Raw genomic sequence first — 17081 nt, 5'->3', positions numbered from 1 at the left:
ATATAACGCTGTTATCTCGCTTCAGTACATAATTGAAGCACAACTAAAAAAGCCGAGTAAGATCGTAATCTTAACTCGGCTTTTTGTTAGTGAAACATTATGCTTTCGGTGTGGCTACAGGTTTAAGATCAAGCACATGTAATACACGCTCAGGCGTTCCTTCCCATATCATAGGGCGTCCTTTCGGGTTAGTTTCATTCCACCATCCAGTAAAGCGTTTGGTGTTGTATTGATAGAAGTTAGGACCAGATAAAACAGGTATCGTCACCATATTCTCAGCTAACAATGCTTGAATTTTATGTGCGATAGTCATTTGCTGATCATGTTTATTGGTTTGGTAAAAACTATCAAGTAAGCCATCTAGCTCTGCATTTTTCCAGAAGTGCATTGCAAAACGTGGCATACCATCTTTCTTTTGATAACGAGAATGATAGGCAGATTCCCAGTATTTATGCGGGCTAGCGCCGTGGAAATAGTTGGTATAAGCAATGTCATAATCAGCAGTGATCATCGCTTGGTTATAGACAGAAAAATCAGGTGTACGCGCTTGAGTTTTAATACCTATCGCATTTATTTGCTCGGATGCTAGTAACACAATATTATTGAAATCGGTCCACCCATTAGGCGATTGTATCTCTAATGTCAGTTTTTTACCGGTTGGTGTCTCTACAAACCCATCACCATCTCTATCAATAAAACCTGCTTTTTTCAGTAATGCTTTGGCTTCTTTCACGTTATGAGTCATATAAGGTTTATATTTTTCATGGGTTTGTTTATTTGACCAAGACTCAAAACCATAGCCAAGCCCTGAAGCAAAATCATTCACTTTACCATTGCCATAAATAGCAATATCAATGATTTCTTGACGGTTTAAACTCATTGAAAAAGCACGTCTAAAGTCAATATTTTCAAGGGCTTCTTTCTTGGCAGGATCTGCTGAATTAAAGTTTAATACAAAAGACTGTGTGCCCGCTGGTGGATACCAATAGCCATGATTTTTAGATGCCTTAACAAACACTCGATCAATATCAGGGACGAATGAACCAGCCCAATCAATTTCAGAGTTGATTAAATCAGCCAATACTTGATCATTATGGTTCTTTTGTGGAATACGCAAGCAATCGACTTTTAACTTATCATTATCCCAATAATGAGGGTTACGGCATTGAGTAAAGAGACTCGGAGTAAAGCGTTCAATCTCTGTAAATGGCCCTGTACCGACAGGATGTTGATTGGTAAAGGTTTCTGGTTTATCTATTTTGCTCCAGATATGTTGTGGCACAATAGGAATACTGACCACATCATTAACTAGGCTAGTATTGACTTCATTAAAGGTAAACGTAATTGCGTAATCATTATCTTTTTTTATTTTGCTGATACGTTTAGCAATCCCTCTGTCATCTAATGCACTGTTTTGTTTTATCATATCAAAGGTATAGATAATGTCATCGGCGGTGAATTGTTCACCATCTGACCATTTAACGTCATCACGAAGATCAAATGTTAACGATAATAAATCATCACTAACGGTATAATTTTTGGCGAGACGAAATACCGGAATATTGCCTTTAAGTTCATTAAATATAACCAAAGGTTCATAAATAAAATCACGAGCAGTGTGTAAACGAGAATTTATAAACGGATTAAAATTTCGAATTAACTGCGGGTTGTGATTGGGAATAATGGTTAAGTATGATTTTTCATCCGTTTGTTCAGTCGCTAAAGCAGCGGTAGACATAGTGGATAGCAGGGCAATAAAGGTCAACGATAGTCGCATATATACCTCAAACAAAGTTAAATAATATCAATCAATAACATAATTTTGTGAGGTTATTAAAAGGTGTATTTTTACACTGATCAATAGCATAAATGCATTCTTGATAGAGGCTTAGAAGGGGAAGATAAAAAAGTGGTGTTATTCGATCATCACCGTTGATTTATTTTATGAAACAGATCATATTTTATAGATAATAATGGCGGTTAGGTGAGTGATAAAACAGATAAAGTGGCGCTTAACAAGATGATGAGCCATTATAATAAATAATATTACGTTGCATGTAATAACGATTAATTACAGAGTGTTGTCACAAAAAAAGCTTCGATAGTGATTAACCATCGAAGCTTTATGATTGATTCAGATTTGAAAATTACTTCTTCAAACGAGTGATCTTAGTTGCTTTGCTGCTAATTGCTTTACGCAAACGAGCACGACGCTCAGCAGCAGATTGATCTTGAGTCGGATTATTTTGACGACCTGCACGATCGCGGTAAGCCGCTTTGGAGTTCATACGTTCAACTAATGCTTCACGGCTCTTTGGCTCGTAACCTTCTAATTGCACACGGTGAATACGTTGATTAATCAAACGCTCGATTTGAACTAAGGTGAGTTCTTCTTCACGGCTAACAAATGAAATCGCATTACCTTTTTGTCCTGCACGACCAGTACGTCCAATACGGTGTACATAGTCTTCAGCAAGGAAAGGCATGTCATAGTTTACAACATACGGTAAGTTCTGAATGTCTAGACCACGTGCAGCAACTTCTGTTGCGACCATCACGCGAGCTTTACCTTCTTTAAATTCTTCTAACGCACGGCGACGTGCACTTTGTGCTTTATCACCATGGCAAAGAACTGCTTTGATACCATCCAGTTTTAGTTCTTTAACTAGTTGGTTTGCCGTTTCTTTGTAATTCACAAAAACTAATACTTGTGGCCAGTTTTTCTTACCAATCAATTCAGATAGCATTTCACGTTTGCGATCTTCATCAACAGGGTAAACAACGTGTGCAACTGTTGATGCCGTGCTGTTTTCTGGTGTCACAGTAATGCGTTGTGGCTTACGTAGAATATCCGCCGCTAATGCGTTCATTTGTGCTGAAGACGTTGCAGAGAACAGCATTGTTTGCGGCTTAGTACGAATATCTTCTAGAATAACGCGAATCGCACCGATAAAGCCCATATCAAGCATACGGTCAGCTTCGTCAAATACTAAAAATTCTAGGTTAGCTAATGAAACGTTATTTTGTTCCATGTGCTCAATTAAACGACCCGGTGTTGCCACAAGAATATCAACACCTTGTTCTAGGCGTTTTTCTTGCGATGACATTTTCTTACCACCAAAGATAGCGGCACAATTAATGTCAGTATATTTTGCGTAATCGTTAATATTTACTGAGATTTGTTCAGCCAATTCACGCGTTGGTGCAAGAATTAATGCGCGAACGTTAAAACGGGTTTTGGTTGCTGGTTTATCCAACAATTTTTGAATAATAGGTAATGCGAAGGCCGCTGTTTTACCGGTACCTGTTTGCGCTAAAGCTAAAATATCAGCACCACGTCGTGCTTGAGGAATGGCTTTTTGCTGAATTGGGGTTAATTTCTCATAACCCATCTCAGTTAATGCTTTAACGAGATCTTGAGAAAAACCTTGAGATAAAAATGACATGCTGTGTTCCTAAACTGTCGGCCTATGCCGATTACATTCATAAACTAATGATTATTTTCAGCTTATGAATGCAATCTGCGAATAAAATGACCGCATATTATAGTTGATTGTAGCTTATTGCGCTACTGTATCCTGAGTTAACATAAACCCCGCATTGAGCGGGGTTTAAAGAATAACCGAGTTCGGCCTAAGGCTTACTTAAATTCAGCTTTACGCATTCGGTTTAAAACTGCCATTACCTCGATAACGCGAGGCTTAGCCATTTCACCGTATTTAGGCATCATATCTGCCCAGTTATCGTGCAACATATTAGCAAACGCACGGCTAGGATTTTTTTCCCAACCTTTAGTTTGTGCTAGTTGGAACCACAAGTAACCAATAGCCAATAGTTGGCTTGAATGAGCAATTTGCTCTAGTGCTTGTAGATCAATGTATTCACGACCAAAACGCAGTGATGTTTTGTCTTTTACTTGAATACGGAACTTGCCTTCTTCTAACATCGATTGCAAGGCACTACGGTTTATTTGTCGTGTGCGAGGATGAACAATAACTTCTGTTCCTTCTTGCTTACGACGAGTGGGATGAGAAGCAACAACGGCACGAGCTTTTTCTGTTACGTCAATAGCATCATAGTTGTGCATTTGAATAACAGTATCTGCGACATCAAGATAGTCACCAGAACCTCCCATTACTAGCATTACTGAAATGTTGTGCTGATCGCGCAGTAGTGCGATACGGTCAACTAATGGTGTAATTGGCTCATCTTCTTTACAGATCAATGCTTGCATACGCTCATCACGGATCATGAAGTTAGACGCAGAGGTATCTTCATCAATCAATAACGCTTCAGCACCCGCTTCAATCGACTCTTGCAGCCATGATGCTTGTGAGGTTGAACCTGACGCATTTTGACTACTAAACGCAGTCGTATCTTTACCCATAGGTAAATTGCTGATGTAAGGCGATAGATCAACATTGTGAACACAACGGCCATCTTCAGCACGAATTTTTGCTGCAGCATCATTGGTTACTACATATTCACGGCCATCGCCAGGAACATGATCATAGATAGAACGTTCAATAGCACTTAATAATGTTGATTTACCGTGGAAACCACCACCAACGATAAGCGTAATACCTTCAGGAATACCCATACCGCGAATCTTACCTTTGTGTGGTGCTTCTAATTCCACAGCGAGGTTATCAGGGCTTAGGAATGGAATAGCATCCGGTAGCGGTAAATCACTGTTACCTGCAATACGAGGTAGTAAGCTGCCATCAGCAACAAAGGCTAATAATTTATGCTGTTTTAGTTGGCTACGTAGCGCAACTTGATCTTCAACCGCTTCACAGTGACGTTGTAACTCATCCATAGGTAATTCACGTGCAATAGTGGCACGACGAATCATTTTTGGTAAATAGAATGTCAGTAGGTTTAGCGTTTTTTTCGCAATAATAGTCCGGCCATCTGATGGCAGATTAATGCGGAAGCGTAATTCAATACCTTCATCGTCAAATACGACAGAGGTACGATCTAGAATTGTTTGTCCTGGCATGTCAATTAAGACAGCATTGTCTTGCTGAGATAAATCAGCAAAGAAGCGTGCAATAAAATCACGAGCTGCACGCTGATAATCAGTCGATTTTCCACGTAGCCATTCAAGGTCAGTGAGTGACCATGCGCGACGAGCACGAACGCGAGAAGCTGGCGCAAAGGGATCCGACTGAACGGTATCGATAAAAAAGTCGAAATCAACAAAGTGATATTCACCGCGCATACTTGAATAGCTGCGGTAGTTATGACGGTCAATTTTATGGAGTTTGGCTTCGAGTAATTGCATATCGCCCCGATATCGTTCGTTATTGAATGCAGAGCGCATAATGAGGTCGGCTCTGGTCGCTGGATATTACACTAAACACTGGCTTTTGGCATGAAAACTTTAGCTAGCTCACAAAAAACAGCTAAAAAAGTAGGCGTATTTCAATAACTGTAATGATGCAAATGTAAAGTCATTTTATATCGAACAAAAAAACATAATTCGATTATATCGTTACAAAACGAAGTGTTTTTTATGATGTATTAACGGTCAAAGACAATTTGCATTACCCACATACTCTTGTGGTATATGTATACCTCGTATCTATATATTTTTTTGCTGGATTTTGCACGTTATAAATTAGTTATTTTTATATGATGAAATTACATAGTTTAGAACTCTAAATTATCATCAAAAAAAAGTGATTATTATCACTAAAAATGAAATTGTAACTAAAAGTAAGATATTTTCATCTTTTCTATCCCTCAATACTGGTTATCTTTGCTGTTATGATGCATTCTTAAAACATAAAACAACGAAAAGTCACATAAAACCAATGATTTATTCCATAAAGGTATAAATCATCTGTATTGTGTGACCATGATTATCAAGGTACTTAAAAATGAATAAACCTCAGCTAAAAGCCATTGCTGAAAATGCGTTTATGGCAATGTTTCGTCGCAAAGCTGACGTGTGTGATATTCAGGAAACCTTTTATGGTTGGGTCGTTTTTCTGGCCTCAGGGAAGTCGAAAATTGTGGTTAAATTTTCACGTGAAGTCGGTCGCATCGGAAAAGAAGTCGCGAGTTTAGAGCAGTTACGTAAAATTGTGTCATGCCCTGTGCCTGAGATTTATTTATTTGGCAGAGAAGGTGGCTATGACTATATCGTTTTAGATTGGTTAGAAGGGGTTTCTGCGCATCAATTACCTGAAGATTCTAAAGCGGTGATGACATTTAGAGAAGATTATACTGATATTCTACTAGCACTTCATGAGCATCAGCATCCACAAGGTTTTGAACTATCAAATGGCGATTTTAGTCAAAACTTGGGTTCAGCATTTGATGATTGGATGGGAAGCGTATATCACTATTTGATGAGTATGGGCTCTCCCTTTAGTGGTGCTCTAAAAGATAAATTTACCGCTCTTTGGGAAGATAGAACCAAAGTATTAGCTCCGATTGCTCATGAGTCATCATCATTTGTTCATGATGATTGTCATATTGCTAATGTGTTGTTTGATCCTACGACTTTTAAAGTCGCTGGTTTGTTAGATCCTTGCGATAGTGGCTTTAAACATCGAGAACTAGATGTTATTCATCTGTTTGATGTCCGTAGTGATTTACATATTGCAGAGCGTTATCTTGAAAAAAGTTGCTTAGATGATGGTTTTGAAGAGCGACGCCATTTTTTCAGTCTATGGGATGATGCTAAACATAGCCGTAATATGGGGTGGTATAATGAACAATGGTTAACCAATAAGTTTTCATTATATGAAGCGGCAGCACATTAGAAAGGACGTTGATGGCAGATGATTTATTTGGCATAACGTTAAACCACGTATTATGGTTAATTACGGCCTGTATAAATGTAATAGAAGAGAGTATTTATGAAGAAAACTGCAGTAGGTTTATTGGCCTTGTCGCTTTTTGGTTGTGCTCAACAGCCCTCACTAAAAGACCAACTACAACCAACAGTTTCAACAACGTCGCCAACAGTAAAACCTTTGGTGTTTGCTTCGATGGTTACGGCAACTGAAATGCAAGCAGCCTCAAAAGCTCAAACTATTGCGGCCGAAAAAAAAGCCCATAGAGCTAAAAAACAGGTCTTAGCTGCAACTGAAGTGACAACCGATAAAATTACCGCTTCAACGGCATCAAAGAAGTTAACCACAGTAAATCATAAAGCCAGCTCTAAAACCAAAGATGGTATGTTAGTGTTAGGCCATCATGAGTGGGTGTTGATGTTGTCAGGCACTAAACATATTTCTGCTTATGTTGATCCCAAATCTTCTACATCTCGCGTCGGTGTGAAAAATCTGGTTGAGTTTGAACGTAACGGCGATAATTGGGTTAAATTTGTGTTCCAAGGCAAAGAATACAAATATCCTGTAGAAGCTTGGTCAAAAGTTGACAATAACATCCGTCTACCTATTGTTTTATTACGCACCAAGCTGGGTGATCGAAATGATCAAGTTGAATACCAATTAATAGATGGTGGTAATGGGGTAGTATTAGGCGAAAACTTTATGCGTGATATTGCCATCCAAAATAGCCAACGCAAATATGTACAGCCTAAAGCGAAATAAGGTTTATTTATCCCACCATAACGCATAAGAAACGGCATTATTCTTACTTAAGAACAATGCCGTTTTGAGCTATCTGCTGCTTATAGTTATTCAGTAACAATAACTTCGTAACTACTAAATTTACGAATATTAATCACACCTGTATCAAATAATAAATACTGGCCTTTTATTCCCTCAAGAATACCGCTAACAACCGGCTCCTTATCAAAATTGTGAGACGCTATTTTGGTTGGGAAATGATCAACAGGATAATGAATATCAACAATATCATTATTCAAATATTCGATAGCATCTTCACCAAACTCTGCGGTGATCTCGGCTAGTTTTTGTTTTACTTCAGGCAATAGTAATTGTGCTTGTTGGTGTAAATCGATATCGCTATTGTTGCCTTTTAGCATGGTGCGCCAATTGGTTTTGTCTGCCACCATTTCAGCAATAGCAACTTCCACTAAACCTGAAATTTGGCGTGTTTTTACTTTTAATACTGCCAGTGCTTGTGTGGCACCTTGATCTATCCAGCGAGTAGGAAGCTGAGTATGACGAGTAATACCGACTTTTAGTGCAGAGGTATTAGAAAGATACACATAGTGAGGCACCATGCAGTTATCTTCCCCCCATTGTGGTTCACGGCAGGTTCCTTTTGCATAATGGCAAGTTTCTGGCTTCATGATACACATATCGCAGCTTGCCAGTTTTTTCATACACGGAAAGCAATGGCCTTGTGAATAACTCTTTTTGGTTTTCTTGCCGCATGAACAGCAGAATATATTGCCAGTATGAGTAAGGGTTAATTGTTTACCAATGAAAGGGTTTAGGTGAAGTTGTTGATCGCCAATCGGAAGGTAGTAATCGACAACCTCTCCAAGCGATGATTTCATTTTGCTGAGTGTTCCTTGCATGCTCTTGCTCACAGTTTATTTTTTTTATGAGTGTATCAGGAATTGGTATTAACCCCTAGATATCTTAATAATTTACAGTATTAACTAACTTTGCTTTTGATATTACTTTTAATTGAAGTGGCTGTGTTTTTTCTTGAGGAGAGAAAAAAATGCTTAATATTTTTTTTGAAATAAAGCTACGCATATCTAATTGAGCATATTTTTTAGAATTATATAACTTGAATTTAGTTACAAATAATATGGGATTGTGATCAGAGCAGTTGGAACTTTGTTTTATGCTCTCAAGGGCAAGCGGTTTGTTATTAATAGGGAAATCAGATAATAATGTTAGGTTTACCACTATATTATCTTTAATAATCAGAGTGTTATTTTTTTTGTTTATTTTTATATGTTTATCACTAAAGTAGTAATTATCATTGTGAATATAAATATTAGCAATGTTATAGTTTGCTTTTTTATGACAGTTGTTTTCTTTAGTATAAAAAAAAACCAGATATCCAGGTAAAAAATGTTGGAATTTGTAACTTACCACCATTTTTTGTTCACTTGATCCTGAGAATAAGTCTTCGATGGATAAACTATTGTATTTTGAAAGTACCTTTATAACATCTGCTGTTAGACGATAAGGTGTTTTTACTTCCATTGGTTGAAAGAAAAAAAGTACACAAAATTGGAAGACAAAAATAGTAACGATAATAGAGAATTTTTGTAATGTGGATCTAATGGTTTTAAGTATCCAATTATAGCTTATGATAAATACGATAACAGACAATGCACATGAAAGGGGGTATCCTATGATAATCCCAGCTCCTGTTGACATATGACTAAGTATAATCGCCTCTGTAATAATGATACTTATCGATAAAAATAATGAAATAAAAAACCGTTGGATTCTATTCATGATGATTCCTACCCATTATTAAAACAACAACTAATCATTCAAAATTACTCATACTATATATGATATATATTAATCACAAATAATGAATATTTACAATTATAAATCTTTATGCATACAGTGTGTGTTACATCGTATTATTTGTCTCGATCTTTTATTTATATAAAAAGCGTCATCTTTATATCAAACATCAGAATTAATACTATACTTTAATAAATTTATTAATACAGGTGATATAATATGAGGGTTTTTATACTAGGGTGGATGACTAAATATATAGATTTAGTCAGTAAGAAAAAATATATAATCAGTATAAGTGAATATATTTAATGCTAATACTGCAAATAGAAAAGAAGCACCCCCAAATAATCAATATTTAGGGATGCCTAAGTCGTTATTAACGTTGTAGATGACGTGAACTGTGCTTTTCTAGTTTTCTGAATAATAGCGATAAGCTAAAGCATAATATAAAATAAACAGCACCAACAATGAGCCATATTTCAAAAATATACCCAGAAGAATTAGCTATTTCAGAACCAGTAAAAGTCATTTCCTGTATAGAAATCAATGAGATAATTGACGAGTCTTTGACTATGGAAATAAACTGTCCAGCCAGCGTGGGAACGATAGCAGAAAATGCCTGCGGGAATATTACAAATCGAAATCGACTGTATGTAGATAACCCTAATGAATCAGCAGCTTCCCATTGTCCTTTACTAATTGTATCAATACCAGAGCGAATAATTTCAGCAATATAAGCTGCCGCAATTAGCCCAACACATAAAACACCTGAGAACAAGTTTTCCCATAAGTTACTGTGCCCAAATAATATTATTTGTAATACATTTTCTTGACCGTTGTAGTGGCGGAATAAATTACTCAATCCAAGCAGTGGAATGAGTTGATTTGAAATGAAAAAGTAAAAAATAAATACAAAAACAAGCGGGGGTATATTACGTACAACTTGAATGTAACTACTCGCAATCAAGTTGATTATCTTAAATGATGAACGATGTGCAAGCGCAAGTAATAAGCCTACTGTGGCTGCAAAAATCATTCCCCATATACTGACTCGAATTGTACTAATAATCCCTTGAATAAAGTAAGGGATACCGCCATCGTGACTACACGTAAATACCAGCTCAAGTGCTCGATGCCAGTGCCAGTTATAGTGGATACCCACCGATGAGCGGTAGGCTAACCATCCAATAAAACAGCCAATAATGATGAGTAAAATAACATCGAGTTTATTTAGCTTAAACTTAAAGTGACGGCCCGCAGGCGGGGGAGAACCCGCCTGCGGTACGTTGTTACATGACGTTTTAGTTACAGTCATTATTATTTAGTCTCGTTAACCTGATCTTGCCATTTCATGGTTTTAAACCAGTACTGGTAACGACTATTTAACCAACCGTCTTCAGTGCGCACTTGAATCCAGTTATTGAGGAAGTTAAGTAAGTTAAAGTCACCCTGACGAATCGCAAAACCTGTTGCGTAACGTGTTAATGGTTTCTTAAATGGCATAAATAAGCTATCTGGGTTTTTAAGCATCATTTGCTCAGGCGTCGGTGTTGATGCTAGTGCAGCTTGAGCATTACCATTTAATACTTCTTGGAAAGCTTGAGTTTCATCATCAAACTGACGTAATTTTGCTTTTGGAAATAATTTACGTGCTGTTTGAACAGGGTAGGCACCACTACGAACAGCAATGGTTACGCTACGTTTATTATAGTCAGCAATAGTGGTCATTTTTGATGCAAGCTTTTTGTTTGCAACCATTTGTACTGCAGAGTATGAATATGGGTGAGTGAAAAGAACACTCATATTTCGCTCTGGTGTAATCGTTAAGCCGCCAATAATAACATCAAACTTACCTGCTAATAGCGCTGGAATAATACCATCCCACGCGGTGGGTACGAATTCAATTTTCAAACCCGCATCAGCAGCTAAACGTTTTGCAACATCAACTTCAAAGCCAATCAAATCACCTTGCTTATCGCGCATAGCCCAAGGAACAAAAGTAGATAAACCGACGCGTAGTGTGCCGCTTTCTTTTATTTGCTGTAAAGCATTTGTATTGTCTGACGCAAAGGCGTTGTTAGCCCCTAATAAGCAAGTAAAAACGGTAACTAATACCGCAATGAAGCGTTTCATAGCTTTCTCCATTGGTTTATATGGTTCATTATAAATGTTAGTGGTTAGGAATAATTAAACGACGTTCTAACCAAGTTGCTAGTGCTGATAATGTTAATGTTATACATAGATATATTGCTGCGACAGTAAACCATACTTCAAATGGCATCGCAGTATCAGCGACAATATTTCGTCCTTCCGTTGTCAAATCAAATATAGCCATAATACTGACAATGGAAGAATTTTTTACTAAGGACACCGCTTCATTTGTGAGCGGTGGAATAATTTTTCTAAACATTTGTGGAATAACAACAAATCGATAACTATCTATTTGTGATAGACCTAAACTTTCTGCGGCTTCAAGTTGACCCTTAGGTATTCCTTGTAAACCAGAACGGAAAATCTCAGCGCTGTATGCACCTTGAAATAATGATAACGCTAAGATTGCTGTTGTTGTCCGATCAATACCTAATACCGGCCCAAAAACAAAATACAGTAAATAAATTTGCACAAGCAAAGGTGTACTGCGAATAACTTCAATATAACCACGAGCAAGACTGCGACCGACGATCGAATCTGACATTCGTAATAATGCAGTTATAAAACCGATCACTATAGTACAGATTAAACTGAAGCCTGATATTTTCAGCGTTACCATTAACCCTTCAATCAACTCACCAGGATACCATTGGCCATCTTCATAAAACCATAGGTGCTCAGGAATACGGTACCATTGCCAATGATAATGCATTGCTTTTGCCCCGCTATTAAGCAACAGCATAATAATTGAAGCAACGCAAATCACTTGTAATGTAATAGCGATAAGCTGAGGGATTCGAGATCGTCTATCTTGGGTCATTATTTTGATCTCAATAGCTAAGAATATTTTCGAGAAATTGTTGTGTACGTTTATGCTGAGGATGGTCAAAAAGTTGTGCTGGAGCCGCCATTTCAACAATCTCACCTTGATCCATAAACACAACGCGGTCAGCAACTTGACGTGCAAACCCCATTTCATGAGTAACACATACCATTGTAATCCCATCATCGGCAAGTTCTTTCATTACATCAAGAACTTCACGGATCATTTCAGGATCAAGTGCAGATGTTGGTTCATCAAATAGCAATATATTAGGTTTCATGCATAAAGAACGAGCGATCGCAACACGTTGCTGTTGTCCACCTGAAAGTTGCCCTGGAAACTTATCCGCTTGGTGACCAATATGCACACGTTCCAAAAAGTCACGAGCAAGCTTTTCAGCATCAGCTTTAGACATTTTTAACGCACGGCGAGGTGCTAATGTTAAATTATCTAATACGCTCATATGAGGAAATAAGTTAAAGTGTTGAAACACCATACCTACCTGACCTCGTATTGCATGAAGTTCTTTATGGTTTAATGAATGCCCAGCAACGGTTATTTCACCATTATTATATTTTTCTAAACCATTAATACAGCGAATTAATGTCGATTTTCCTGAACCTGAAGGCCCACAAATGACTAATCGTTCACCTTTTTTAACAGAAAGATTAATATTTTTTAATGCATGATAATGGCCGTACCATTTATCAACATTATTAAATGTGATTATATTGTTTTCAGACAATGCAGCATCCCTTAAATGTAATTGATATCTACTTATACATCATTAGTTATGTATTTTTATGATTAAAGAATCACATAATTATTAAAAGCATATATTAATTGTTATCAATATTAAATTCATAAATATATTGAGTGTGTGTATGTTTTTAAAAAATTGTAGGTTTCACATTAGTTAGTTGATATTGGTATATTTTACAGGCTTTCTATTCCCTCGTGTAATAATTATTTTTATATTTTTAATGTTTTCTATTCATATATTGTCATTTAGGTGCAGAATAACGCAACAATTATAAAGAAATGTCAGGGTTCATTCAGTTTTTGATTAAATAACAGTTTGCACTCTAAGTTTTTAAACGATAAGTTAAGTAAATGTTTCAGATTAAGGATTATATGGTTATTTGTCTTGGTTGGCTAATTACCGTGTATTAAAAGGAATTATAGGAAGTATGAATATGCATAAGACGGATGACGTTCGAATCAGTGAAATTAAAGAGCTTTTACCACCAATAGCGGTGTTAGAAAAGTTTCCTGCATCTAATAAAGCAGCTGAAACCGTTTACCAATCACGCCAAGCGATTCATAACATTCTAAATGATGAAGATGATCGATTGTTGGTTATTGTTGGCCCTTGTTCTATTCATGATCCCGTGGCTGCATTGGAATACGGTAAAAAACTAAAGCAACTTAGAGATGAGCTTCAAGGCGATCTTGAGATTGTAATGCGAGTTTATTTTGAAAAACCACGTACGACTGTTGGCTGGAAAGGGTTGATTAATGACCCGTATATGGATAATAGCTTTCAGCTTAATGATGGTTTACGCATTGGGCGTAAGCTACTTGCAGATCTTACAGATTTAGGATTGCCAACAGCTGGTGAATTCTTAGATATGATCACACCTCAATATATGGGGGATCTTATCAGCTGGGGAGCTATCGGCGCACGTACCACCGAATCACAAGTGCATCGTGAGTTGGCATCCGGGCTTTCTTGTCCAGTAGGTTTTAAAAATGGTACTGATGGTAATATCAAAATTGCAACGGATGCTATTGGCTCAGCAAGCGCACCTCATCACTTTTTGTCGGTTACCAAATACGGCCATTCTGCGATTGTAGCCACGGCTGGTAATGAAGATTGCCACATTATTTTGCGTGGCGGTAAAGCTCCGAATTATGGTGCTGATGACGTCAATCAAATTATGCAACAGCTTATAGATGCAGGTTTACGTAATAAACTCATGATTGATTTTAGCCACGCTAATAGTTCAAAACAGTATCAACGACAGGTGGTGGTTTCTGCTGATGTCGGTCAGCAAATTGCAAATGGTAATAGTGCGATTTTTGGGGTGATGATTGAAAGTCACTTAGTTGAAGGTCGTCAAGATATCGTCGAGGGTGAGACACCAACATACGGTCAAAGCATTACTGATGCATGTATTGGTTGGGATGACACAGCCACAGTTCTGCGTCAACTTGCTAGTGATGTTAGATCTCGTCGTCAGCAATAAAAAGTTAGTGGCTTAAAGCGCCGCAACAGCATAATAAAATCACAGCTCCTGCTTTATATAAAGTAGGGGCTTTTTTATTGGTGGAGTCTGTAACCATCATTAAATTCAATATCAAAATGATCGCCATAATGATGTTGATTAACGAGATGCTCATTAAAAGGGAATTGACAATATATATTATAGTTATGATGTAACCCATTAATGATAAAAGAATCAAAAATATCATGGGTATCAGCTATGATTGTTTTTTTATCCATAATGATCCCTAAAGACTGTAGATAATAAGTCATACTATGAAAATACGTTGGTAATTATAGTAAGTGTACAGTTGATATGACGTCGGCAGGCAAATAAATCATCCAATATGTACAGTAAATAGGACACTATTTATTATTATTCTTTACTAAGGGAATTGTTCTTTTTGATTTAAAGTTGCTAATACTTAATAAGGTATATGCTTATAGTGCTAAAGCGTTTTGTTGTCCTTATTAGAAAGGAAAAAATGATGCGTAATCTAACATGGAAATATATAGTAAATATTGGCTTACTATTCACAGCTTTCTTTAGTATGTGTGCTCAAGTCTCTTATGCTAACAATATCACTTCAACATCAACTGTGATTTCAGCAACTCAGGCTTTTATTAACCATCAGACGAAGGTGCAACAGCCGCAGCAGAATATTGTCTATCATCCAACATTAGGTTACATGGAGTATCAACAAATTTGGTGTAATGATACTCAGCAACAGTCAATAAACAATTACCAACGTTTTATTACTGATATTTGTATTAAAAGAGGGGGTGATCTAACCAATCATTGGTGTACGACCTCAAAAACACAGCAACCTCTTTTTTATACGGTTATCAGTGACTATGAGGCTAATAATTGCGCGACCAATCAGGCAACTATCGTACAGATTATTGAAGTATTACCAATGCTCAATAAAAACCCAAACATAGCGAAAACATGGTTGCAGACTGCTCAACGTTTCGGATTTAATGAATAGATGATTAACTATCGATCCATTTTTCAAATAACTGCTGGTTAATAAGTCGATTAAGATTATATTGTACAGTAGTTGTATTTGGTGAAGCCTGAGTAAAATCTGTTGGTGGTGTTAACACTCGACGACCATTATAAATAACGCTGTAATTTTCATTAACATTAAGCACAATTTTATAATGTTTTGCTCTTATTTTAGGTAGAGTAAAAGTACCATTTTTTTCTATCTGAAAAGTGAGTGATTTGGGATATTCATTAAGTATTTTTACAGCATATTTTTGAGTGAATTTTTCAATTAAACTATTATTTTTACAAAGTAATGAAAAGTTAATTATAGGATCTCTTATTTTTCCATTAGAAAATAATGGCGCTAATTTAGAATAGAATGTAGGTGTTGATATGTTGATATGATTATTATCATCAAGTAAGGCTTTATTGATGTTAGTATTCATTTCAAAATTTAATTTCATCAGTCGCTTTATTTCTAAACCAATAGCATCATAAGGGCGTGGTTTTGTACTCATTAGACGTTTTTCAGCTAAATTATTGTTAGCAATGACTAAATCTTTCTGTAAGTAGCTATTGAAAACTTGTTTACCATAACTCGGCTCAAAATGGCCATTGAGCTCTACCATTGTATGCCATAATTTTGGAACATAATGCTCAAAAATAACATTAATTTGTTGTTGGTTATTAACTGGAACTTTAGTGATTAATTCATCATGATTATAATAAATACAAGCATAGGGTGAAACGAGATTTAATTTTTTATAATCACCTAAATATGTTGAACAATTAATAGTGTTATGTGCATTATATTTAAATTTAATATCAGATATTAAAATGAAAATTAAATCATTATTTAGTTGAATTGCGTGTAACTCTTCTTTTAGTTCTCGGCGTAATTTCGTATAGTATTGCTGCTTTTCTTTAATAGTGTTTTTTATCATTGCAATATTTTCAATATGCTGTTCTTCTGTCATTTTCATGATCGATAAACGTGTATTGATTAATGCTATTTCTTGTTGGTAATAATTTAGTTTATTATTAACATCGTCTTGAAGTTGTCTTTTTAACATATTTACTTCAATCATGTTTTTTTTATAAATTAATGCACTGTTATAAAGCGATTGTACAAATATAGTTGAATCATCAATATGAGTTTGATTAAATTGGTAAATTAAATGATAAATATCTTCGAGGTAATGTGGATTAGATAACCAATTTGAGTTAATTAATGATTGTGACGCATTTTTAAGATTAGCGAAATCTGAGGGGATAGTAAAAGGACTATATGTATCAGTAATAATGAACCCTTGCTGATCTTGAGATGTAATGATTTTAGGATCAATATTAAAAGATGAATAATCAATATGGTTATAATTATCACACCCAGTAACGATGCATAAAAAAATTAAAGATACGCTTGAAAAGATGTTCATTTTTAGATAGTTACATTTACTTTGC

General features: G+C 36.2%; 14 protein-coding genes. 4 read left to right on the top strand and 10 right to left on the bottom strand.

Going from position 1 to position 17081, the window contains the following annotated elements:
- Positions 1–97 precede the first annotated feature (97 nt).
- The 3 genes from G6R09_RS00730 to G6R09_RS00720 form a co-directional block, all read right to left on the bottom strand.
- Positions 98–1777: an ABC transporter substrate-binding protein gene (locus G6R09_RS00730; RefSeq protein WP_065176590.1), complete on the bottom strand. Its 1680-nt coding sequence runs from the start codon at positions 1775–1777 to the stop codon at positions 98–100.
- Between the two features lie 370 nt (positions 1778–2147).
- Entirely contained in the window at positions 2148–3446 is a 1299-nt protein-coding gene (locus G6R09_RS00725; protein ID WP_163920026.1) for a DEAD/DEAH box helicase, read from the bottom strand.
- Between the two features lie 194 nt (positions 3447–3640).
- Complete coding sequence (locus G6R09_RS00720) at positions 3641–5287, bottom strand: ABC-ATPase domain-containing protein (protein ID WP_065167693.1); 1647 nt, start codon at positions 5285–5287, stop codon at positions 3641–3643.
- A gap of 598 nt (positions 5288–5885) precedes the next feature.
- Between G6R09_RS00720 and G6R09_RS00715 the strand changes: the two genes are divergently transcribed.
- Complete coding sequence (locus G6R09_RS00715; protein WP_065167643.1) at positions 5886–6776, top strand: phosphotransferase; 891 nt, start codon at positions 5886–5888, stop codon at positions 6774–6776.
- A gap of 96 nt (positions 6777–6872) precedes the next feature.
- Positions 6873–7571 (top strand): RimK/LysX family protein, encoded by a 699-nt coding sequence (locus G6R09_RS00710; protein WP_065167642.1) that lies wholly within the window; start codon positions 6873–6875, stop codon positions 7569–7571.
- A gap of 86 nt (positions 7572–7657) precedes the next feature.
- On the opposite strand, the gene G6R09_RS00705 is transcribed toward G6R09_RS00710, so the two are convergent.
- The 6 genes from G6R09_RS00705 to G6R09_RS00680 all read right to left on the bottom strand — a co-directional run bounded on the left by G6R09_RS00705 (position 7658) and on the right by G6R09_RS00680 (position 13108).
- Positions 7658–8470, bottom strand: coding sequence for a DUF2797 domain-containing protein (locus G6R09_RS00705; RefSeq protein WP_065167641.1), 813 nt, complete (start codon positions 8468–8470; stop codon positions 7658–7660).
- A gap of 64 nt (positions 8471–8534) precedes the next feature.
- On the bottom strand, positions 8535–9371 hold the full coding sequence (locus tag G6R09_RS00700; protein ID WP_163920024.1) for a hypothetical protein: 837 nt from the start codon (positions 9369–9371) through the stop codon (positions 8535–8537).
- Between the two features lie 394 nt (positions 9372–9765).
- Positions 9766–10704, bottom strand: a complete 939-nt coding sequence (locus G6R09_RS00695; RefSeq protein WP_163920022.1) for an amino acid ABC transporter permease — start codon at positions 10702–10704, stop codon at positions 9766–9768.
- A 2-nt stretch (positions 10705–10706) separates the two neighbouring features.
- Positions 10707–11522, bottom strand: a complete 816-nt coding sequence (locus G6R09_RS00690; protein ID WP_065167638.1) for a transporter substrate-binding domain-containing protein — start codon at positions 11520–11522, stop codon at positions 10707–10709.
- A 37-nt stretch (positions 11523–11559) separates the two neighbouring features.
- Positions 11560–12360 carry an amino acid ABC transporter permease gene (locus tag G6R09_RS00685; protein WP_065167637.1) on the bottom strand — a complete coding sequence of 267 codons (801 nt, stop codon included), beginning with the start codon at positions 12358–12360 and terminating at the stop codon, positions 11560–11562.
- 10 nt (positions 12361–12370) lie between these two features.
- Positions 12371–13108, bottom strand: a complete 738-nt coding sequence (locus tag G6R09_RS00680) for an amino acid ABC transporter ATP-binding protein (RefSeq protein ID WP_304622172.1) — start codon at positions 13106–13108, stop codon at positions 12371–12373.
- Between the two features lie 451 nt (positions 13109–13559).
- Here G6R09_RS00680 and aroG point away from each other — a divergent pair, with 451 nt between their 5' ends.
- Together aroG and G6R09_RS00670 are read left to right on the top strand one after the other, a co-directional pair.
- Complete coding sequence (aroG, locus tag G6R09_RS00675) at positions 13560–14612, top strand: 3-deoxy-7-phosphoheptulonate synthase AroG (protein WP_304622178.1); 1053 nt, start codon at positions 13560–13562, stop codon at positions 14610–14612.
- A 502-nt stretch (positions 14613–15114) separates the two neighbouring features.
- The gene (locus G6R09_RS00670; RefSeq protein WP_163920020.1) at positions 15115–15618 is read left to right on the top strand and encodes a hypothetical protein; all 504 of its coding nucleotides are present in this window, start codon (positions 15115–15117) and stop codon (positions 15616–15618) included.
- 4 nt (positions 15619–15622) lie between these two features.
- Here G6R09_RS00670 and G6R09_RS00665 read toward each other — a convergent pair whose 3' ends face one another.
- A complete protein-coding gene (locus G6R09_RS00665) occupies positions 15623–17056 on the bottom strand; it encodes a hypothetical protein (RefSeq protein ID WP_065167632.1) in 1434 nt (477 codons plus the stop codon).
- Between the last annotated feature and the right edge of the window lie 25 nt (positions 17057–17081).

The organism is Photobacterium sp. Alg240-V54, assembly GCF_900537155.1.
Classification (GTDB): domain Bacteria; phylum Pseudomonadota; class Gammaproteobacteria; order Enterobacterales; family Vibrionaceae; genus Photobacterium.
This window is presented reverse-complemented; position numbering and strand designations above follow the sequence as displayed.